The sequence below is a fragment of the Hydrogenophaga sp. genome, assembly GCF_011390835.1.
In the GTDB taxonomy this organism is placed as follows: domain Bacteria; phylum Pseudomonadota; class Gammaproteobacteria; order Burkholderiales; family Burkholderiaceae_C; genus Hydrogenophaga.
Window position 1 is genome coordinate 214,535 of record NZ_JAABRQ010000001.1, and the last position, 19,089, is coordinate 233,623.

The 19,089-nt window shown below is 65.7% G+C and carries 19 protein-coding genes; 15 read left to right on the plus strand and 4 right to left on the minus strand.

The window, feature by feature from the left end:
* Nucleotides 1-128: 128 nt before the first annotated feature.
* Nucleotides 129-476 (plus strand): helix-hairpin-helix domain-containing protein, encoded by a 348-nt coding sequence (locus GPT34_RS01035; RefSeq protein ID WP_291008491.1) that lies wholly within the window; start codon nucleotides 129-131, stop codon nucleotides 474-476.
* 78 nt (nucleotides 477-554) lie between these two features.
* Here GPT34_RS01035 and GPT34_RS01040 read toward each other — a convergent pair whose 3' ends face one another.
* Nucleotides 555-1,523: a porin gene (locus tag GPT34_RS01040; RefSeq protein WP_291008494.1), complete on the minus strand. Its 969-nt coding sequence runs from the start codon at nucleotides 1,521-1,523 to the stop codon at nucleotides 555-557.
* Between the two features lie 265 nt (nucleotides 1,524-1,788).
* Nucleotides 1,789-2,817: a porin gene (locus tag GPT34_RS01045; RefSeq protein ID WP_291008498.1), complete on the minus strand. Its 1,029-nt coding sequence runs from the start codon at nucleotides 2,815-2,817 to the stop codon at nucleotides 1,789-1,791.
* Nucleotides 2,818-3,100: 283 nt separating this feature from the next.
* Here GPT34_RS01045 and coq7 point away from each other — a divergent pair, with 283 nt between their 5' ends.
* Complete coding sequence (gene coq7, locus GPT34_RS01050) at nucleotides 3,101-3,739, plus strand: 2-polyprenyl-3-methyl-6-methoxy-1,4-benzoquinone monooxygenase (RefSeq protein ID WP_291008501.1); 639 nt, start codon at nucleotides 3,101-3,103, stop codon at nucleotides 3,737-3,739.
* A gap of 130 nt (nucleotides 3,740-3,869) precedes the next feature.
* On the opposite strand, the gene GPT34_RS01055 is transcribed toward coq7, so the two are convergent.
* Nucleotides 3,870-4,319, minus strand: a complete 450-nt coding sequence (locus GPT34_RS01055; RefSeq protein ID WP_291008504.1) for an OsmC family protein — start codon at nucleotides 4,317-4,319, stop codon at nucleotides 3,870-3,872.
* 235 nt (nucleotides 4,320-4,554) lie between these two features.
* Between GPT34_RS01055 and ilvA the strand changes: the two genes are divergently transcribed.
* Both ilvA and GPT34_RS01065 read left to right on the plus strand, forming a co-directional pair.
* Entirely contained in the window at nucleotides 4,555-6,177 is a 1,623-nt protein-coding gene (gene ilvA, locus GPT34_RS01060; protein WP_291008507.1) for a threonine ammonia-lyase, biosynthetic, read from the plus strand.
* A 14-nt stretch (nucleotides 6,178-6,191) separates the two neighbouring features.
* Entirely contained in the window at nucleotides 6,192-7,289 is a 1,098-nt protein-coding gene (locus GPT34_RS01065; protein WP_291008510.1) for a nicotinate-nucleotide--dimethylbenzimidazole phosphoribosyltransferase, read from the plus strand.
* A gap of 61 nt (nucleotides 7,290-7,350) precedes the next feature.
* On the opposite strand, the gene GPT34_RS01070 is transcribed toward GPT34_RS01065, so the two are convergent.
* The gene (locus tag GPT34_RS01070) at nucleotides 7,351-7,854 is read right to left on the minus strand and encodes a general secretion pathway protein C (RefSeq protein ID WP_291008513.1); all 504 of its coding nucleotides are present in this window, start codon (nucleotides 7,852-7,854) and stop codon (nucleotides 7,351-7,353) included.
* A 147-nt stretch (nucleotides 7,855-8,001) separates the two neighbouring features.
* Here GPT34_RS01070 and gspG point away from each other — a divergent pair, with 147 nt between their 5' ends.
* The 11 genes from gspG to gspF all read left to right on the plus strand — a co-directional run bounded on the left by gspG (nucleotide 8,002) and on the right by gspF (nucleotide 19,070).
* The gene (gene gspG / locus GPT34_RS01075) at nucleotides 8,002-8,409 is read left to right on the plus strand and encodes a type II secretion system major pseudopilin GspG (RefSeq protein WP_291009018.1); all 408 of its coding nucleotides are present in this window, start codon (nucleotides 8,002-8,004) and stop codon (nucleotides 8,407-8,409) included.
* A gap of 109 nt (nucleotides 8,410-8,518) precedes the next feature.
* Nucleotides 8,519-8,968: a prepilin-type N-terminal cleavage/methylation domain-containing protein gene (locus GPT34_RS01080; protein WP_291008516.1), complete on the plus strand. Its 450-nt coding sequence runs from the start codon at nucleotides 8,519-8,521 to the stop codon at nucleotides 8,966-8,968.
* Nucleotides 8,965-9,369: a type II secretion system minor pseudopilin GspI gene (gene gspI / locus GPT34_RS01085; RefSeq protein ID WP_291008519.1), complete on the plus strand. Its 405-nt coding sequence runs from the start codon at nucleotides 8,965-8,967 to the stop codon at nucleotides 9,367-9,369. The genes GPT34_RS01080 and gspI overlap by 4 nt, the downstream gene beginning before the upstream one ends.
* Nucleotides 9,369-10,151: a prepilin-type N-terminal cleavage/methylation domain-containing protein gene (locus GPT34_RS01090; protein WP_291008522.1), complete on the plus strand. Its 783-nt coding sequence runs from the start codon at nucleotides 9,369-9,371 to the stop codon at nucleotides 10,149-10,151. The genes gspI and GPT34_RS01090 overlap by 1 nt, the downstream gene beginning before the upstream one ends.
* A complete protein-coding gene (gene gspK, locus GPT34_RS01095; protein WP_291008525.1) occupies nucleotides 10,148-11,158 on the plus strand; it encodes a type II secretion system minor pseudopilin GspK in 1,011 nt (336 codons plus the stop codon). Before GPT34_RS01090 ends, gspK begins: the two co-directional genes overlap by 4 nt.
* A gap of 118 nt (nucleotides 11,159-11,276) precedes the next feature.
* Complete coding sequence (gspL, locus tag GPT34_RS01100) at nucleotides 11,277-12,578, plus strand: type II secretion system protein GspL (protein WP_291008531.1); 1,302 nt, start codon at nucleotides 11,277-11,279, stop codon at nucleotides 12,576-12,578.
* A gap of 58 nt (nucleotides 12,579-12,636) precedes the next feature.
* Nucleotides 12,637-13,176: a type II secretion system protein GspM gene (gene gspM / locus GPT34_RS01105; protein ID WP_291008535.1), complete on the plus strand. Its 540-nt coding sequence runs from the start codon at nucleotides 12,637-12,639 to the stop codon at nucleotides 13,174-13,176.
* Between the two features lie 26 nt (nucleotides 13,177-13,202).
* The gene (gene gspN / locus GPT34_RS01110; RefSeq protein ID WP_291008539.1) at nucleotides 13,203-13,973 is read left to right on the plus strand and encodes a type II secretion system protein N; all 771 of its coding nucleotides are present in this window, start codon (nucleotides 13,203-13,205) and stop codon (nucleotides 13,971-13,973) included.
* 109 nt (nucleotides 13,974-14,082) lie between these two features.
* Nucleotides 14,083-16,218, plus strand: coding sequence for a type II secretion system secretin GspD (gspD, locus tag GPT34_RS01115; protein WP_291008542.1), 2,136 nt, complete (start codon nucleotides 14,083-14,085; stop codon nucleotides 16,216-16,218).
* A gap of 22 nt (nucleotides 16,219-16,240) precedes the next feature.
* Nucleotides 16,241-17,683 carry a type II secretion system ATPase GspE gene (gene gspE / locus GPT34_RS01120; RefSeq protein ID WP_291008545.1) on the plus strand — a complete coding sequence of 481 codons (1,443 nt, stop codon included), beginning with the start codon at nucleotides 16,241-16,243 and terminating at the stop codon, nucleotides 17,681-17,683.
* Nucleotides 17,684-17,840: 157 nt separating this feature from the next.
* Nucleotides 17,841-19,070: a type II secretion system inner membrane protein GspF gene (gene gspF, locus GPT34_RS01125; protein ID WP_291008548.1), complete on the plus strand. Its 1,230-nt coding sequence runs from the start codon at nucleotides 17,841-17,843 to the stop codon at nucleotides 19,068-19,070.
* Nucleotides 19,071-19,089: the final 19 nt, after the last annotated feature.

The following is a 19,089-nucleotide window of genomic DNA, read 5'->3' on the forward strand; positions in this document are numbered from 1 at the left end:
TGAGGGAAGCGAGAGCCTCGATTGTGCCCCTACATTTCGTCTCGCTGGCGCCCCTGTCCAGCGCCTGGCCTCAGGTCTGCACCGACGGCTGGTCCAACGTCAACCCAATCAACCGCAAGGAGAACTCCATGAAAGTCATCAAACGTTTGTTCGCTGCTGTGCTGGCCCTGGCCACCACCGTCGTATTGGCCGCCGTCGACGTCAACAACGCCAGCGTCGCGGATCTGGACAGCATCAAGGGCATCGGTCCCGGCACCTCAGCCAAGATCCTCGGCGCCCGCAAGAGCGCCAAGTTCAAGGATTGGGGCGACTTCATCGAACGCGTGCCCGGCATAGGTGACAAGCGGGCTGCCCAGCTTTCTGCGGAGGGGCTGACGGTGTACGGCAACGCGTTCAAACCCACAGCCAAGCCTTTGGCAAAGAAAAAATCGAGCGTGAAGACGGCGGAGCAGAAACCCGCTTCAACCTCCAAGTGATCGAAAAAGACCGAACATGAAAAAAGCCACCCGGCACGCCGGGTGGCTTTTGGATGATCAGTTTCCTTAGGGGAAGGATCAGAAGGTGTGGCGGATACCAACCGCCATCAGGCTGTTTTCGTCGGTTTTCGCACCAGCGGCGTTTTCGGTCTTGTCTTGGGTGTAGCCCACGTACGCGTTGGTTCGCTTGGACAGAGCGTAGTTCAACGCAATGCCGAAGCCGGAACGCTCGTTGTCGCCGGCGGCAGCGTTGTCGGTGGACGCTGAGTAGCCGCCCGACAGGGTCATGGCCGAAGACAGCGGCACATCAAGGCCAAGGTGGTAGTCGGTGGACTTGCTGGCACCCACTTTGTACTGACCCAGGCCGCCCAACAGCTTGACCACGCCGAAGTCGTACGAACCATTGAAAGCCGTCAGCTTCTCGTCGGTAGCGCCGTTCTGGAGCTGGTAAGCGAAGTTGGCGGTGATGGGGCCGGCGCCGTAGCCGATGCTGAAGTCGACGATGTCCTCTTTGACAGCGTTGTCTTCGTCCAGGGAGTACGACACAGCGCCGCTGAACGCGCCGAAGGAGTTGGCGTACTTGATGGTGTTGCCAGGGTTGCCTTCGTAGTTGGCATTGACCTGGAGAATGTTGCCAGCGAAGAAGGCCGAATCAAAAGCGTAGTCGTTGTTGAACAACACGTCGTCCATGGCAGTCCACACCTTGCCGATGGTCACGGTACCGAAGCCACCGCTCAGACCGAGGTAAGCTTGACGGTTGAAGTTGAAACCGCCGCCGGTAGAAGAACCCACACCGGTGTCAGCAGCGAAATTGCCTTCCAGCTTGAAGATCGCGTTCAGACCGCCACCCAGGTCTTCAGAGCCCTGAAAACCAACACGGCTGCTGCTGAAGCCGCCGGAGCCGACTTTGGTCACCGAATCGGCATTCAAGCCGGTCTCTTGGGAGCCAACCCAAACGTCAACAATACCGTATAGGGTCACGGAGGACTGAGCGGAGGCAGCGCCAGTAGCGGCCAGCACGGCCAGAGCAATCAGAGACTTTTTCATGAGTTTTTCCTAGGTTGAAAGGCTTGACAGCCCGGGGTGAGATAGAAAATTAACGAAATTGATGTTATCGCGAGGCGTGACCCAAGTTAAGGGATAACCCGCAAAAATGCTGCGAAAGGACTCGATGTGTCGGTTTTTTGAAACAGGGTCTTTTGTCGCAAGGCGGCGTTGACGCGCGAAACCTCAACATAAAAAAAGCCCGCCGTGAATCCACGGCGGGCCTTGGGGGTTCCTAAGACGCCTGGCCTACAGCCAGGTTGTCAGATCAGAACGAGTGGCGGATGCCCACACCGTAACCGGTCGAGTTGCCACCGGCAGTGACGGTACCAAGGGTGCCGGTGCCGCTGAGGCCGTTGACGCTGAAGGTGCTCGCGCCATCGTTGGCCACACGAGAGAACACACCGTACACAACCGTGCGCTTGGACAGCGGGTAGTCGTAGCCGATGGTGACGTGGGTGGCGCCGTTGGCCGTGTTGTCGAAGTCAGACTTCAAGTAAGAAGCCTTGACCGTGCCCGGGCCCACAGGCGCGGTGACACCCAGAGCGTACTGGTTGCTCTTCAGAGCGCCAAACTTGCCGTTGACGTAGAACAGCCAGAGCTTGGCCATGCCGAAGTCATAGGTCGCGCCGAGGTTGGTTCGCTTGTAGCTCTCGGTTTGGATGCTCGAGCCTTCGGAAGCGGTCGCCAGGGATGCGCTCAGCGGGCCTGCGTTGTAAACGACTCGAACGCCTGCGTACTCATTAGGCGTGTTGGATGCAGAGCTTTCTTTCGCCGACACCATCACCTGGGCTTGGAAGCCACCGAAGTTGGGCGTGAAATAGCTCACGGCATTGTCTGCACGCACGGTGGTGGTGGAACCGCTGCCCAGCGTGGTGAAGGTGTTCACCGAGTTGCCCAGGCCGTTGGTGCCGAACACGGTGTAGGCAGAGTGGTTGTAGAAGGTCGGGGTGTAATCACGGCCCAGGCGAATCTCACCGAAGCCACCGCTCAGGCCCAGGGTCGCCTTACGATTGAAAGCGAAACCGCCGCCGCCGCCAGCGCCCACGCCGGTGTCAGCCAAGAATCCACCTTCCAGCCAGAACGAGGCCTTCATGCCGCCGCCCAGGTCTTCCACGCCACGGAAACCGAGGCGGTTGGAGGCCTGGCCTTCGTTGGACACGGAGGTCGTGCGCACGTCGCCTTGGTCGATGCTGGTGATGCCGAGGTCGACAATACCGAACATGGTCACGCTGGACTGTGCGAAAGCTGCGCTGGTGGCTGCCACGGCAGCCAGAGCAATCAGGGTCTTTTTCATTGAGAGTATCTCCAAGGTTGAAAAAAGGGCCGTGGGTCTGAGCCCCCGAGCCAACCTCCTGTGTTGGAAGTTGTTTCAATTGCACCAGAAGGGACCCTGGGACGCAAAGCTTTCGAGGTAAACGCGCCCATTTTGTGGCACTAGGACAACATCGCACCGTATTGGTGCGAAACCATGGTGACAGGCATTGCCCGGCGTCAAGGCAGCTACCACCAGACTGATCCAGAATCAAGCACGCTTCAACTGCTCTCATGCTGCCCTCCCCCGGACTCAGGAAAACGATATGGACGCTCTCATCAACGCCGCCGATTCCGCCTTGCGCGCCCTGTTCGTGGCGCCTCGCGCCTCGCGACCTTGCCCGACCGTGCCGGAGGACAGCAACACGACGCTGAGCGAACCGGACAGGGCGCTGTCCGGGGCTTTGATGAGGGTGAACCACGTGGGCGAAGTGTGCGCCCAGGCGCTTTATGCATCACAGGCGCTGGCTGCGCGCCGCGCCGGTGCGCAACACAACGAATCCCTGGCTCGACAGCTCGAAGCCGCGGGCCGGGAGGAAACCGACCACCTGGCCTGGACGCAGACGCGGCTGGGCGAGCTGGGTGCTCGACCATCGTGGTTGAACCCCGTCTGGTATGCCGGCGCATTCGGTCTTGGCCTGCTGGCCGGTCGGCTGGGTACCGGCGTGAGCCTGGGCTTTGTGGTGGAGACGGAGCGCCAGGTGGAGGCCCACCTGGCCAGCCACATGGACCGGCTGCCCGCCAACGACCACGCCTCTCGCGCCATCGTGGCGCAGATGAAGGATGACGAAGCGCGCCACGCCCGCGAAGCGCAGCACGCTGGGGCGGTGGAGCTGCCCTTGCCCGTCAAGGGCCTGATGAGCATGGCGGCCAAGGTGATGACGACGGTGGCGCACCGGATCTAGAACAGCGGCCCTAGGCGCTGAGAAAAACGGGCTTCCCCGGCGCTTCAGGGGTCGTCCCTCTTTAAAGCGAACCAGCTGCTGGCCTGTTAGCCGTACGCTCGCTGCAGCGCGAGCCTTTCCCTGAAAGCCTTCAGGCCTCGGTCAACTCGAAGCTCGTGGTTATGACTGCGGTCTTGGCCAGCATGATGCTGGCCGAACAGTACTTCTCGTGGCTCATGGCAATGGCGCGTTCCACGGCGGCGGCTGGCATGCTGCGACCGGTCACGGTGAAATGCATGTGGATCTGGGTAAAAACCTTGGGGTCGGTCTCGGCGCGCTCGGTGGTGAGCTTGACGCTGCAGCCACGCACGTCGTGGCGACCGCGCTTGAGAATGAGCACCACGTCGTAGGCGGTGCAGCCACCGGTGCCGGCCAGCACAGTTTCCATCGGTCGTGCGGCCAGGTTGGACCCGCCGTTTTCTGGTTTGGCCGCGTCGGGCGCGCCGTCCATGGCGAGCACATGGCCGCTGCCGGTCTCGGCCACAAACCCCATGTGTGAGCGGGTGCCAGCGGCGCCGGTCCAGGTGACGGTGCATTCCATGGTGGGTCCAGGTGTGAAAAATCAGACGAAGCTGGGGGCAGCTCTCTAAACGCTAGCAAAAACGCCACAACACATGTTGCGTTGCAGCATCCGGCCGCTATACTGACATCATTGTATTTTGACGGTTGTCTCCTCTACCCTCCTCGGGTGGATTTCAAGCCCGGATTGGTTCTGCCTTTCCGGGCTTTTTTTCGCCGCAGGCAGGCTGGCTATGATGACCGCGAAGGAATTCCTCATGCCGCCCCGCTCTGCCAACGCCACCTCAACGCCGCGCCCCGCCCGCAAGCGGGCGACTCCGCCGATTCCGGCCGCACTCGGGCCGGCCGACTACCTCAAGAAGATCTTGACCGCACGGGTTTACGACGTGGCGCAGGAAACCGCGCTGGAGCCGGCTCGCAACCTCAGCCGGCGCCTGCACAACCGGGTCTTGCTCAAACGCGAAGACCAGCAACCGGTGCACAGCTTCAAACTGCGCGGGGCCTACAACAAGATGGCGCAACTGAGCGCCGAACAACTGGCCAAGGGCGTGATCTGCGCTTCAGCAGGCAACCATGCGCAGGGGGTTGCTCTGGGGGGGCACAAGCTGGGCACGCGCGCCGTGATCGTGATGCCCACCACCACTCCGCAAGTGAAGATCGATGCGGTGCGTGCCCTGGGTGGCGAGGTGATCTTGCACGGAGAAAGCTACTCGGACGCCCATGGGCACGCGCTGACCCTGCAGAAGCAGCAAGGGCTGACTTTTGTGCATCCGTTCGACGACCCGGATGTGATCGCTGGCCAGGGCACCATCGCCATGGAAATCCTGCGTCAGGTGCAGGGCCTGGGGTCGGATCACCTGGATGCCGTGTTCGTGGCCATTGGCGGGGGTGGACTCATTTCGGGCGTGGCCAACTACATCAAGGCAGTGCGGCCCGAAATCAAGGTCATTGGCGTGCAGATGAGCGACTCGGACGCGATGATCCGCTCGGTGCGCGCGGGTGAGCGCATCACGCTGCCCGATGTGGGTCTGTTTTCAGACGGCACGGCGGTCAAGCTGGTGGGAGAAGAAACCTTCCGCATCGCCAGCGGGCTGGTGGACGAGTTCATGACGGTGGACACCGACGCGGTGTGCGCGGCGATCAAGGATGTGTTCGTGGACACACGCAGCATCGTCGAGCCCGCTGGCGCGCTGGCGGTGGCGGCGATCAAGCAGTATGTGGCGCAACACAAGACCAAAGGCCAGACCTACGCCGCCATCCTTTGTGGCGCCAACATGAATTTCGACCGCCTGCGCTTCGTCGCCGAACGCGCCGAAGTGGGTGAGGAGCGCGAAGCGCTGTTTGCCGTGACGATTCCTGAGGAGCGCGGCAGCTTCCGGCGTTTTTGCGAGCTGATTGGCGACCTCCCCGGTGGGCCTCGCAACGTGACCGAATTCAACTACCGCATCCACGACGGCAGCAAGGCCCACGTGTTTGTCGGCCTGGCCACCCAGGGCAAGGGCGAGTCCACCAAGATCGCGGCCAACCTGAACAAACAGGGTTTCAAGACGCTGGACCTGACACACGACGAACTGGCCAAAGAGCACATCCGCCACATGGTGGGCGGCCACTCGCCGCTGGCGCACGACGAGCGCCTGCTGCGTTTTGTGTTCCCGGAGCGCCCGGGCGCACTGCTCAAGTTCCTGAGCCTGATGCGCCCGGGCTGGAACATCAGCCTGTTCCACTATCGCAACCAGGGTGCCGACTACGGACGCATTCTGGTTGGCCTGCAGGTGCCGCCCAAAGATAACAAGGCGTTCGTCCGCTTTCTGGATACGCTCGGCTACCCGTATGTCGAAGAAACCCTGAATCCGGTGTACCGTCTATTTCTCCAAAGCTGAGCAGGCCACAACCCATGCTGATCCAGCATCATTCGGCCGAAGCCGACACCCCGACGGACGTCGAGGCACCCGCGCCCAAGCTGCCCGCGATTGCAGCCACAGCCGACGCGTTGCTGGACGCGGCCATGCTCAAGCGTATCCAGCCCGAAGCCTTCTCGCCGCACGCGCTGGGTCGGCTGGAAGATTTGGTGCTGCAGCTGGCCCGGGTGCAGAGCGCAGGCCATTTGCCGCTGGACCTGCTGGTGTTCGACTCGCCTCAGGTTCTGGTGTTTGCCGCCGATCACGGTATTTCTGATGAAGGCGTGTCCGCGGTGCCGCAGCAGGCCACCCGCGAGCGGGTGCAGCAGATCCTGCAGGGACGCGCACCGATCAACACCTTGGCTGAAACCATGGGCTTTGATCTCACGGTGGTGGACGCGGGCGTGGCCAGCCATGTGGTGGAGGCCGGCGCCGCGGCCCCCTCGGTGCCCCTGCTGGTGCGCAAGATCGGCTACGGCACGCGCAACATGGTGCTCGGCCCCGCCATGTCCCTGGCCCAGGCGATATCTGCCTTGCAGGCCGGGATGGACGTGGTGCGCCACCTGCCGGGCAATGTACTGGCGCTGGGCGATGTGGGCGTGGGCAACACATCGTGTGCCGCGTTGCTGTTGTCGCGCCTGTGCGGTGTGCCGCTGGCAGACGCCTGCGGCAGAGACCACCCCATCCCGGGCGGACTCGACAACACCCAGTTGCAGAACAAGCTGGAAAAGCTGTCCGCCGCCGCCAGCCGCCACCGCAAGGCGGTCAAGCCGCTGGACGCATTGGCCGCACTCGGCGGCTTCGAGATCGCCATGATGGCCGGGGCCATGCTGCAGGCAGCGAGCGAGCGTCGGGTGGTGCTGGTGGACGGGTTTGTGGCGGGTGCGGCTGCCCTGGTGGCGCGCGGCCTGTGCCCGCCTGTGGCCGACTACCTCGTGTTTACTCATCGGACCATTGACCCCGGTCACCGGCTCATGCTCATCCACCTGCAGGTGCAACCGTTGATGGACATGGAGCTGCGCGTGGGGCAAGGCGTGGGTGCCCTCGTGGCCTGGCCGATACTGCAGACGGCGCAAGCGCTGCTGGAACACTGAGTCTTCGCCACCCTGCTGAGGCCCAGCCGCGCGCTTGCGCCGGAAGCCCGATCCCTCAAGGTTATTGCTCTGGCAGGGCTGGCATCGCCAACGTGACCGAGGCAGGACCATCCACCGAAGGTCCAAGCCTCACTTCCTTGGCGGTCACGGCTTGCAGGAAAATTCCCGCTTCGACCTCAGCACCGACCCGGAATGGTCGAGATGGCTGGGCATCCACAACGATCAGCGCCGCACCCCGGTCGGTGCCCACCGCCACCACACCTTGCAGCGCATAGCGGCTGGCCGCGACCACGGGCGCATTGGCCCGAGGCATGGCGGCCGGCAATGCCCCCAGCGCCCGAGCCACTTGCGCGGTCTCCACCACGGGAGGTCCACTGCTGGCAGCGGGCACGGGCGTCACCGGCGAGCGACCCCAGGCCTGCAGCACCCAATAACCGGCACTCAGTCCAGCCGCCAGCCACAACAGCCCGGCGGCCACCGCCGGCCAGGGCTTGCGCCCGGGCGCATGCGTGGCTACGCCTTCACCGGGGTAGGCGGAGTGCGCGAAGGAAGGCACCTTGTTCATCGCCGCATTATGATGGACCGAAGCGACTGTGAGGCGGGCCACCACCGCACGTTCGTCGCCATTTGCAACCCCTTGTCAGCGGGAGTCCTTGCGTTGAACCACTCACCCCTTCCTGCCCAGCCGTCTCGCCGCGCCTTCGTTCGCGCGCTGCAACGCGGCTTCACCCTGATCGAACTGATGGTCGTGCTCGTCATCATCGGCGTGCTCGCGGCCTTGATCGTGCCCAATGTGCTGGACCGCGCCGACGATGCGCGGGTGACCGCGGCCAAGACCGACGTCAACAACCTGATGCAGGCGCTCAAGCTGTACCGGCTGGACAACCAGCGCTACCCCACCGGCGAGCAAGGGCTCAACGCACTGATCGCCAAACCGGCGGCAAGTCCGGTGCCGCCCAACTGGCGCCCGTACCTGGAGAAGCTGCCGGCCGACCCGTGGAGCCGCCCCTACCAGTACCTGAACCCCGGCGTGCACGGCGAGGTGGATGTGCTATCACTCGGCGCCGACGGTCAGCCCGGTGGTGAAGGCAAGGACGCGGACGTGGGCAGCTGGCAGTGACTTTCTGCCCTCCCGCGCGCCGCTTGGGGAGCCACTTCGATTGGCGGAGTACGCCGATGGGCTGCGGCGCTGCGTGCACAGGCGGCCGATAGCGCGCTGATCTGATGTGATGTGGACGCGCGCACGCGGCTTCACCCTGCTGGAACTGCTGGTGGTGCTGGCCATTGTGGCGCTGGCCACGGCGGGCGCCACACTGGCCTTGCGAGACAGCAGCACCACCCGGCTCGAACGCGAAGCCTTGCGGCTCTCGGCCATGCTCGAATCCGCCCGAGCTCAGTCACGCACCAGCGGCATCCCGGTGGTGTGGCGCGCCCTGCCACAGGGTTTTGAATTCCTAGGCTTGAGACCCCGGGAAGAAGATCCGGACTCGCTGGCCGGTCCTCGCGACTGGCTGGACCCGCAAACTCAGGCACATATCGTTCGCCCGGCCAATGCCCAGACCCTGGTGCTCGGACCTGAGCCGCTGATCGCCTCGCAGCGCCTGACCCTGTTGCTGGGTGAACGCCAGCTCACTCTGGCCACCGATGGCCTGGCGCCCTTTGCGGTGGTGCCACCATGAGCGCTGCCGGGCCTATGCGACGCCACTCGCCCCGGCGCCCAAACCGGGGGTTCACGCTGATCGAGGTGCTGGTCGCACTGGCGGTGGTGGCCATCACGCTGTCTGCCGGTCTGCAGGCCACCGGCGCCCTCACCCGGGCGGCGACGCGGCAGACCGATCAGTGGCTGGCTCAGCTGTGCGCCGAGAACGAACTCACCCGCCTGCGGCTGGCCCGCCAGCTGCCGGGCGTGGGCGACAGCACCGTGGCCTGCGAACAGGCGGGACGCAGCTTGCAGGTCGGTCTGTCGGTGCTGCCCACACCCAACCCCAACTTCCGGCGCATTGACGCGACCGTGCGGGGGCAGGTGGACGGCAACGAAGTACGACTGCTCACCTTGTCCACCGTGTTGGGGCGGTATTGATGGTGCCCCCACGCTTCCCCGTTGCTCGGGTCAGCCATTCGCGCGCAACAGGCTTCACGCTGATCGAGCTGCTGGTCGCGATCACGATCATGTCGATGCTGGCCTTGCTCAGCTGGCGCTCGCTCGATGGCATGACGCGCACACAGGCACAGACCCAGCAGCGGGCCGATGATCTGTTGCGTTTTCAGGCGGCGCTGGGCCAGTGGACCGCCGATCTGGACGCCATCGTCGACACGCGCGAGGTCACGCCGCTGGTCTTTGACGGCCGGCTGCTGCGCCTGACCCGGCGAGACCCAGCCGAAGCGGGGCTGGAAAGCGCGGGTGTGCGGGTGGTGGCGTGGACACGTCGTGCCGGAGCCTTGCCCCCCTCTGGCGATGCCACACCCCCTCCAAGCGCACTGGACGGCTCGGGCCAGTGGGTGCGCTGGCAGTCGCCGCCACTCTTGCGGCGCGACGAGCTGGCGCGCGCCTGGCAGCGCGCTGCCGACTGGAGCCGCGAAGCCTTGCCCATCGGCGGTGAGTCTCCTGGCTCGGACAGCGCCATCGCGCTGATCGGCCTGGAAAACTGGCAACTTTTTTATCACCGGGGCGACACCTGGGGCAACCCTTTGTCGTCCGTCGGCACCTCGGCCGAAGGCGGCACCGGAAGCGTGGTGGGTGGCGACGAGGGCGCGGTGCCGAACGGGGTGCGGGTGGTGCTCAGCATGCCCGGCGGGCCGACCCTGGGCGGCGATGTGGTGCGCGACTGGGTGCGCCCGACGCTGCAGGCGGGCCGGCCGTGAGCGCGCGCAGACCCTGGCCAAGTCCGTCGCACGGCCGCGTGCGTGCGCAGCAGCGAGGCGCCGCCCTGCTGCTAGCCATGCTGGTAGTGACGCTGGTGGCCACGCTGGCTTCGGCCGCGCTTTGGCAGCAGTGGCGCGCCACCGAAATCGAGTCGGCCGAGCGACAGCGGGCGCAGGCCGGCTGGATCCTCACTGGCGCACTCGACTGGGCTCGACTCATCCTGCGCGAAGACGCGCGCGGCAACCGCAACAGCGGCAACGCCGATCACCTGGGCGAGCCCTGGGCCACGCCGCTGGAGGAGGCCCGGTTGTCCAGCTTTCTCGCCGCCGACAAGGACAACAACACCGACAACACCATGGACGCCTTTCTCTCCGGCGAGGTGATCGACCTGCAATCGCGCATCAACTTCATGAATGTCGTGCGCCTGAGCGGCCAGGGAGCACAGGCCAAGGCCGAAGTGTCAGAGCCCGACCGCGACGCCATGGTCAATCTCTACCAGGAGCTGGGCCTGCCTGCGAGCGAGCTGACCGCCGCCATCAACGAGCTGGTCAACACCACCAACCTCGCCTTGACCGATCCGCTGCCGTCGGCCACCGCACTCACGCCGGTCAAGTTCGCCCAGCTGGGGTGGCTGGGCATCGGAGCGGCCAGCCTCGCAGCCCTGGAACCCCACCTGACCGTCCTGCCGGTGCGCACCACGCTCAACCTCAACACCGCCAGCCCTGAGGCGCTGGTGTCCGCCATTCCCGGCCTGGACATGGCGCAGGCGCAGCGGCTGGTGGCCGAGCGCGAGCGCAATCCATTCAAGACCCTGGCCGAGCCGGCACAGTTGCTCAACAACAGCGGCCTGCAACTGTCGGATTTGCACCACGGCACGCGCAGCCAGTTTTTCGAAGTGCGCGGACGCCTGCGGCTGGATAACACGGTGATCGAAGAGCGCTCTCTGGTCGAGAGGCAAGACCTCAACGTGAGCGTGCGATGGCGCGAGCGGCTGGCCGCGCGCTGAGCCCGGTGCGTGCAACCCGGCGGCTGGCCATGACCACCTGAACAACCGTTTTTGCCCACGGCGCGGCCAGCTCTCTAGAATGTCCTTTTGCGCCTTGCGCCTGAACCCTCATTCCACCTTGCTCGTCCTCACGCCCTCCGACTTCTCGATCGCGCCTGCCACCGGTTCCACCGCGCAGGTCGACTGGGCTACCTCGACCACCGGCCAGTCGGTACTCGACTACGGCCAGAGCGCGGCCTCCCTGTTGCCGCGCGACGACGATGTGGTTCTGGTGCTGCCACCCCGTGCCGTGTCCTGGCATCGGCTGGCCCTGCCCAAGGTCAGCAGCGCCCGGCTGCGCGCGGTGCTCGACGGTCTGCTGGAAGACCGGCTCCTGACCGACACCATCGAAATGCACTTCGCGCTGGAGCCCGGTGGACGCTCTGGGCAGACGGTTTGGGTGGCGGCCTGTGAGCGCGTGTGGCTGCGCAGCTGGTTGCAAGCGCTTGAGACCGCAGGCCGCCCGGTCTCGCGCATCGTGCCCTCGATCTGGCCGCTGGCCCCGCTCGACGGACCCGCCTCACCCGGCAAAGACCTGACACCCGCGCCCACCCTGCACTGGGCGCATGACGAAGGCAACCAGGTCTGGCTGTCGAGTGCCAGCCCGCTGGGCGTGCGCTCCACGCCCTTGCCCGACGGCGGCAACAGCGCATTTGGCGACTCTGCCTTCAGCGGCCTGTCGACCACCGCCGGCAGTGTCTCCAACGAGCTGCTCAATTCCGACCCCGATACCACCCGCTTGCTGGCCGACCCAGCCGTGGCATCGCGCGCCGAGCGCGCCTTCAACCAGCGTTTTGAGCTCGTGCCACGGCCTTCCTGGCTGTTGCAGTGCGCGCAGTCCGACTGGAACCTGGCGCAGTTCGACCTTAGCCTGTCGGCTGGCGCCCGGCGCGGTCAGCGGCTGCGACAGACTTTTCGCCGGCTGCGCAGCGCCCCCGCCTGGAAGCCGGCGCGCTGGGGTTTCGGTGCGCTGGTGGCGGTGCAGCTGCTGGGCTTGAACGTAGCTGCGTGGTCTGAGCGCAACAGCCTGAGTACCAAGCAACAAGCCGTGACCCAGACTTTGAAACAAACGTTTCCCAACGTGACGCTGGTTCTGGATGCGCCCGCGCAGATGCAGCGCGAGCTCTCACGCTTGCAGCAGGCCAGCGGCCAGCTCGCCGCTGGCGATATGGAAACCATGCTCGGCGCAGTAGCCCAGGTTCTCCCGGGTGACGGCTTGGCCGCCACTGCCATCGCCTACACGCCAGGCGAAGCCCGCCTCGGCCGCTGGCCGGGCGGCGAAGACAGCCTGCGCACGGTGCAGGACGCGCTGGAGCGCAATGGCTGGCGGGTGCGCAGCGATGGAGCCGAGCTCACCTTGCAGCCTGGGAGTCGGCCATGAACGCCGCCGGGCCGCTCCCAAGGCGTTCACACTGCAGCCGTCAGGGCGGAGGTCCGGCATGAGCGGGATCAAAAAGAAACCCATGCCCGCCTTGTCGGGCGTTCTGGCCCCCATGCGGCAGGCGCTGGCAGGCATGCAGCCGCGCGAGCGCCGCGCGGTCACGCTGGCGGTGTGGGTAGTAGGCCTGGGGCTGCTGTGGTGGCTGGCCATTGCGCCAGCCCTGACCACCCTGCGCCAGGCGCCGGAGCGCCATGCCAGCCTAGATGCCCAGCTCGGCCAGATGCGCGGCATGGCGGCCACTGCTCAGGCCTTGCGCGCCCAGACCACGGCGCAACCACCGGCGCGCGATGACGTCTTGCGCGCGCTGGAGCAGGCCTCGGCGGCGCTGGGCGCCACAGCCCAGCTGGCGGTGCAGGGTGAACGCGCCACGCTCACGCTCAACAACACTGCGCCTGAAGCCTTGGCCCAATGGCTGACGCAGGTCCGCATCAACGCCCGCCTGGTGCCGGTGGAAGCCAAGCTGAACCGGCCCGGTAATCCCCCCGGCTGGACCGGCACCCTGGTGGTCGGTGGCCCGGGTCTGGCGGCCGGGCAGTGACGGTGGCTGGACCCTGGGCCCGTCGCATGGCCTGGCTGGGTGCTGGCCTCGGCCTGCTGGTGGCCTTGCTCGTTTTTGCACCAGCGCGCTGGCTGGCCGATGGCATCGGCTCGGCCACCAACGGCCAGCTGCAATTGGTCAATGCCCGCGGCACGGTGTGGCAAGGCCGGGCCGACGTGCTGTTCACCGGCGGCGAAGGCAGCCGCACCCTGACCGGCCTGCCCCAGGGCGTGGCGTGGCAGCTGCGGCCCACCCTTGCCGGGACCATGCCCGCCATGAAAGTGGCGCTGAGCGCACCTTGCTGCACACCTGCCCCGCTCGACTTCACCGTGGTGCCTCGCTGGGGCGGGATGGCGCTCACGCTGGCCTCGTTCACCAGCCGCTGGCCAGCTGAGCTGCTAAGCGGTCTGGGCACACCATGGAATACCTTGCGCATGGAAGGCCAGCTGGCCCTGCAAAGCCCTGGCCTCACGCTGCGCGTGGATCGCGGCCGGGCCAACCTGCAAGGCGTGCTGACGGTGGACGCGCTCGACATCGCTTCGCGCCTGTCGACGCTGCGCCCCCTGGGCAGCTACCGCATGGAACTGCGCGCCGCGCCCGATGGTCACACCGCCACCCTGAACCTCAACACGCTCAGCGGCGACCTGCTGCTGCAGGGATCGGGTCAATGGGTGGGTGGGCGACTGCGGTTCCGCGGCGAGGCAGAAGCCGCACCCGGCCGCGAGGTGGCACTGACCAACCTGCTCAACATCATGGGCAAACGCCAAGGCACGCGCTCGGTATTTAGCATCGGTTGACCGCCATTTCCGTCGATCACCCTCCCCCGCGACCTGCCAACATGCCCTCACGAATGAAAAGACCCGCCCGCCGCGCTTCGCGATAGGATCGGCAGTGACAGGAAACCCTATGAAATCGACCCCACATCTCAGCGCGCCTTCCGGCCCGGGTTCCGGACGGCGGGGCCTGTTTGCTTTGACCGCACTGGGCCTGTGCCTGGCGCTGACTACCGTCGTGCCCCTGCACGCGCAGAGCCGCGCCAGCGAGCCGGTGGTGCTCAACTTCGTCGGCGCCGAAATCGAGGCGGTGGCCCGCACCATGGCCAACATCACCGGGCGCAACGTAGTGGTGGACCCGCGCGTCAAAGGACTGATCAACCTGTCGACTGAACGACCGGTCTCGCCGGCTGCCGCGCTCAACCAGTTCGCCGCCGTGCTGCGCCTGCAGGGGTTTTCGCTGGTCGACACCGGCGGTCTGTACAAGATCGTGCCCGAGGCCGACGCCAAGCTGCAAGGCAACGTGGTCAATGCCGGCCCGGCCTCGCGGCTGCCGGCTTCCAACACCGTGGTGACGCAGATCTTTCGTCTGAACCACGAATCGGCCAACAACCTGGTGCCAGTGCTGCGACCGCTGATCGGCCCCAACAACACCATCAATGTGAATCCCGGCAACAACTCGCTGGTGATCACCGACTACTCCGACAACCTGCAGCGAATCGGCCGCATCATCAGCGCGCTGGACGTCTCCGGCGCCACCGATGTGGACATCATTCCGCTGCAGCACGCGCTGGCGATCGATCTCGTGCCCTTGGTTTCGCGCCTGATCGAAGGTAGCAGCGGTGGCGCCGCGGCGCCCGGCCAGGCCGACACCTCCTTCAGGACCACACTGGTGGCCGAGCCGCGCAGCAACAGCCTGATCCTGCGAGCAGCCAACCCGGCGCGGGTTGCCCTGGTGCGCTCCATCGTGACCCGGCTCGACCAGCCCAGCTCACAGGTCGCCAGCGGCAATATCTATGTGGTTTATCTGAAAAATGCCAACGCGGTGGCCCTGGCCACCACGCTGCGCGCAGCATTGGCGGGCGAAGCAAGCGGCGCGGCTTCGTCCAGCGGTGGTGGCGCCCGTCCGGTCACCATCGCCGCAGGCGCCAACCCTGCAACCTCGCCGGTCGCGGCCAGCGCTTCACCTTCCACCGGCGGCCAGATCCAGGCCGACCCGGCGACCAACGCACTCATCATCACCGCCCCCGAGCCGCAATACCGGCAGTTGCGCGCCGTGATCGACCAACTCGACTCGCGCCGGGCGCAGGTCTATGTGGAAAGCCTGATCGCTGAAGTGAATGCCGACAAGGCGGCCGAGTTCGGCATCCAGTGGCAAGGACCACTCGGCAACTCGGGCAACAGCCTGATCGGCCTGCTGGGCACCAACTTCGGCTCCGGCGGCAACAACATCTTCAACCTCGCCGCCGCCTCACCGGGTACCGTGGCACCTGGTGCGGGCCTGAATCTGGGCGTGGCGGCGCAGAAAAATGGGGTGTACTTCCTCGGTTTCCTGGCGCGCTTTCTGCAATCGACGGGCGAGGGCAATGTGCTCTCGACGCCCAATCTGCTCACGTTGGACAACGAGGAAGCCAAGATCGTGATCGGACAGAACGTGCCCTTCGTGACCGGCCAGTTCACCAACACCGGCAGCAACGAAGGCTCGGTCAACCCGTTCCAGACCATCGAACGCAAGGACGTCGGCATCACGCTGCGGGTCAAGCCGCAGATCAGCGAAAACGGCACCATCAAGATGACGATCTTCCAGGAGGTCAGCAGCGTGCAGGCCTCGTCGGTCAACTCCAGTACCGGACTCATCACCAACAAGCGCACCATTGAATCGACCGTGCTGGTGGATGATGGTGCCATTGTTGTGCTCGGCGGTCTGCTGCAGGACGAGTATTCGGGCAATGAAGACAAGGTGCCTGGTCTGGGCGATGTGCCCTTGTTCGGCAACCTCTTCAAGAGCCAGAGCCGCAGCCGCAAGAAGACCAATCTGATGGTCTTCCTGCGTCCGGTGGTGATGCGCGACGGTCGGGAAACCAGCAACTTGGCGCTCGACCGCTATGAGCTCATGCGTGCCATCCAGAAAGACAACCAGCCCAAGCCGAGCAGCGTGCTGGGAGTGAACGAGGCACCAGTCATGCCACCCGAACGCGCACCAGGCGCCTTGCTGCCCCCGCTGGGCGCACCGCTCACCGCCCCGCCGATGCCCGCCCCGGGTCAGTGAACCTCATCCGCGATACCGTCTCATGAAGTACCCGCTGCCCTACGGTTTTGCGCGTGAGCACCTGTGGCTGCTAGAGGACGAGGGTGACAGCCTGACCCTGCTCGGTAGCAGCACACCCGCGGCCGATGGCACTCAGCAGGCCCGGCGCCTCTCGGCGCTGTCAGAAATCCTGCGCCGTCACGAAGTGCGCCACATGGTCTGGGAGCCTGGTGAGTCGGTGACCCAGCGCATCAGCGCTGCCTACGCGCAGGGCGAGTCGAGCGCGGCGGCGGTGGTCAGCGAGGTGCAGAGCGATGTGGACCTGAGCCGCATGATGCAGGACCTGCCAGCAATCGAAGACCTGCTGGAAGCGGCCGATGACGCGCCCATCATCCGCATGCTCAACGCCTTGCTCACGCAGGCCGCGCGCGACGGCGCCAGCGACATCCACATCGAACCCTATGAGCGGCACTCCAGCGTGCGCTTTCGGGTCGACGGCACGCTGCGCGAGGTGGTGCAACCCAACCGCGCCCTGCACGCCGCCCTGATCTCGCGCCTGAAGATCATGGCCGAGCTCGACATCTCCGAAAAACGCCTGCCGCAGGACGGCCGCATCAGCCTGCGCATTGGCACGCGGGCGGTGGATGTGCGCGTGTCCACCTTGCCCAGCGCGCACGGCGAACGCGCCGTGCTACGCCTGCTCGACAAGAGCGAGAGCAAGCTCACGCTTGAGGCCGTGGGTATGCAGGGCGATGTGCTCAAGCGCTTCAAGCGGCTGATCGAACAACCCCACGGCATCATCCTGGTGACCGGTCCGACCGGCTCGGGCAAGACCACCACGCTGTACTCGGCGCTGCAAAAGCTCGACGCCAGCTCGCTCAACATCATGACGGTGGAAGACCCGATCGAGTACGAGCTGCCGGGCGTGGGCCAGACACAGGTCAACGCCAAGATCGATCTGGACTTTGCCAAGGCCTTGCGTGCCATCCTGCGGCAAGACCCCGACGTGATCATGATTGGCGAGATCCGCGATTTTGAAACCGCCCAGATCGCCATCCAGGCCAGTCTGACCGGCCACCTCGTGCTGGCCACGCTGCACACCAACGACGCGCCTAGCGCCGTCACCCGCCTGACTGACATGGGCATCGAGCCGTTTCTGCTCAGCTCCTCGCTGCTCGGCGTGCTGGCACAGCGGCTGGTTCGCAAGCTGTGTGTGCACTGCCGCCAACAGGACGACAAGGGCCGCTGGCAGCCGTTGGGCTGCAGCCACTGCAACCAGACCGGCTACAAGGGCCGCACCGGCGTCTACGAGCTCATGGTGGCCGACGACAAGGTGCGCTCGCTGATCCACAACCGCGCCGCCGAAAGCCAGCTGTTCGTGGCCGCCGAGGCCGCCGGCTTGCGCTCGATGCGCGAAGATGGTCAGCGCCTGATTGATTCGGGTGTGACCTCGATGGCCGAGGTGATGTCGGTCACGCGGGACTGATGATCTCACCGCGCCGCACCTGCGGTGCGTCACCCCCCAAGGGGGCGATGCCTGCGGCCTGGCAAAGCCAGTTCCCCGGCATCCTGGGCGCTCGATTTGCGCCATGCCTTGTGCCCTGAACCAGTAGTCCAACCACGTTTCCCGAACTCATAGCTTCATGCCCGCCTACACCTTTGAAGCCCTGGATGCGCAGGGTGCGACCCAGAAGGGGCTGATCGATGCCGACACGGCGCGCGCCGCGCGCGGCATGTTGCGCTCGCGCTCGCTGGTACCGATCGTGGTGGAGCCGGCCACCGGCAGCGGCTCGTCGGCGGCGGGGAGCGGTCTCAACACCACTCTGTGGGGCGGTCACGTGTTCAACACCACCACGCTGGCGGTGTGGACGCGCCAGCTCGCGGGCCTGGTGTCTGCTGGCTTGCCGCTGGAGCGTGCGCTATCTGCCCTGACCGAAGAGGCCGAAGAAGACAAGCAGCGCAACCTGATGGCTTCGTTGCGCTCCGAGGTCAACGGCGGCTCGCCCTTTGCGCGCGCGCTGTCGCAGCACCCCAAAGAGTTTTCGCCCATCTACACCGGTGTCATCGCCGCTGGTGAACAGAGCGGCCAGCTCGGCACCGTGCTCGAGCGGCTGGCCGACGACCTGGAAACCCGCGAGGCGCTCAAGAACAAGCTGATTGCCGCCTCACTCTACCCTGCCATCGTGACGCTGGTGGCCATCGTCATCGTGGTGTTTCTGGTGTCGTATGTGGTGCCGCAGGTGGCGGGCGTGTTTGCCGGCAGCAAGCGCGCACTGCCGTTTCTGACCGTGGCCATGCTGGCCTTGAGCGACTTCGTGCGCAGCTACGGCTGGTTCATGCTGGCGCTCACCGTGCTCGGCGGCGTGGGGCTGGTGATGGCGCGGCGGGTCGAGACCTTGCGGCTGACCATGGACGCGGCCTGGCTGCAGCTGCCGCTGGTGGGCAAGCTGGCGCGCGGCTACAACGCAGCGCGATTCGCTGGAACGCTGGCCATGCTGGCGGGTGCCGGCGTGCCCATCCTGCGCGCCCTGCAGACCGCAGCCGAAACCCTGAACAACCAGGCCATGCGGGCCGACGCACTGGATGCGCTGGTGCTGGTGCGCGAAGGTGCGCCGCTTGCTTCCGCGCTGGCCAGCAAGAAGCGCTTTCCGCCGCTGGTGAGCATGTTCGCCCGCCTGGGCGAGCAGACTGGCAAGCTGCCGGCCATGCTGGCACGTGCGGCGGAGCAGCTGAGCGCCGAAGTGACGCGCCGCGCCATGCACCTGGCCACCATCCTGGAGCCGCTGCTGATCGTCGGCATGGGCCTGGTGGTGATGTTGATCGTGCTTGCGGTGCTGATGCCGATCATTCAGCTGAATCAACTGGTCACTTGATCCGCCCCCGCGCCGCGCT

Bases quoted from the DNA above. Each gene is read 5' to 3' on its own strand.
- GPT34_RS01035 (WP_291008491.1), top strand. From the start codon at position 129: ATGAAAGTCATCAAACGTTTGTTCGCTGCTGTGCTGGCCCTGGCCACC.
- GPT34_RS01040 (WP_291008494.1), bottom strand. From the start codon at position 1,523: ATGAAAAAGTCTCTGATTGCTCTGGCCGTGCTGGCCGCTACTGGCGCT.
- GPT34_RS01045 (WP_291008498.1), bottom strand. From the start codon at position 2,817: ATGAAAAAGACCCTGATTGCTCTGGCTGCCGTGGCAGCCACCAGCGCA.
- coq7 (WP_291008501.1), top strand. From the start codon at position 3,101: ATGGACGCTCTCATCAACGCCGCCGATTCCGCCTTGCGCGCCCTGTTC.
- GPT34_RS01055 (WP_291008504.1), bottom strand. From the start codon at position 4,319: ATGGAATGCACCGTCACCTGGACCGGCGCCGCTGGCACCCGCTCACAC.
- ilvA (WP_291008507.1), top strand. From the start codon at position 4,555: ATGCCGCCCCGCTCTGCCAACGCCACCTCAACGCCGCGCCCCGCCCGC.
- GPT34_RS01065 (WP_291008510.1), top strand. From the start codon at position 6,192: ATGCTGATCCAGCATCATTCGGCCGAAGCCGACACCCCGACGGACGTC.
- GPT34_RS01070 (WP_291008513.1), bottom strand. From the start codon at position 7,854: ATGAACAAGGTGCCTTCCTTCGCGCACTCCGCCTACCCCGGTGAAGGC.
- GPT34_RS01080 (WP_291008516.1), top strand. From the start codon at position 8,519: ATGTGGACGCGCGCACGCGGCTTCACCCTGCTGGAACTGCTGGTGGTG.
- gspI (WP_291008519.1), top strand. From the start codon at position 8,965: ATGAGCGCTGCCGGGCCTATGCGACGCCACTCGCCCCGGCGCCCAAAC.
- GPT34_RS01090 (WP_291008522.1), top strand. From the start codon at position 9,369: ATGGTGCCCCCACGCTTCCCCGTTGCTCGGGTCAGCCATTCGCGCGCA.
- gspM (WP_291008535.1), top strand. From the start codon at position 12,637: ATGAGCGGGATCAAAAAGAAACCCATGCCCGCCTTGTCGGGCGTTCTG.
- gspN (WP_291008539.1), top strand. From the start codon at position 13,203: ATGGCCTGGCTGGGTGCTGGCCTCGGCCTGCTGGTGGCCTTGCTCGTT.
- gspD (WP_291008542.1), top strand. From the start codon at position 14,083: ATGAAATCGACCCCACATCTCAGCGCGCCTTCCGGCCCGGGTTCCGGA.
- gspE (WP_291008545.1), top strand. From the start codon at position 16,241: ATGAAGTACCCGCTGCCCTACGGTTTTGCGCGTGAGCACCTGTGGCTG.
- gspF (WP_291008548.1), top strand. From the start codon at position 17,841: ATGCCCGCCTACACCTTTGAAGCCCTGGATGCGCAGGGTGCGACCCAG.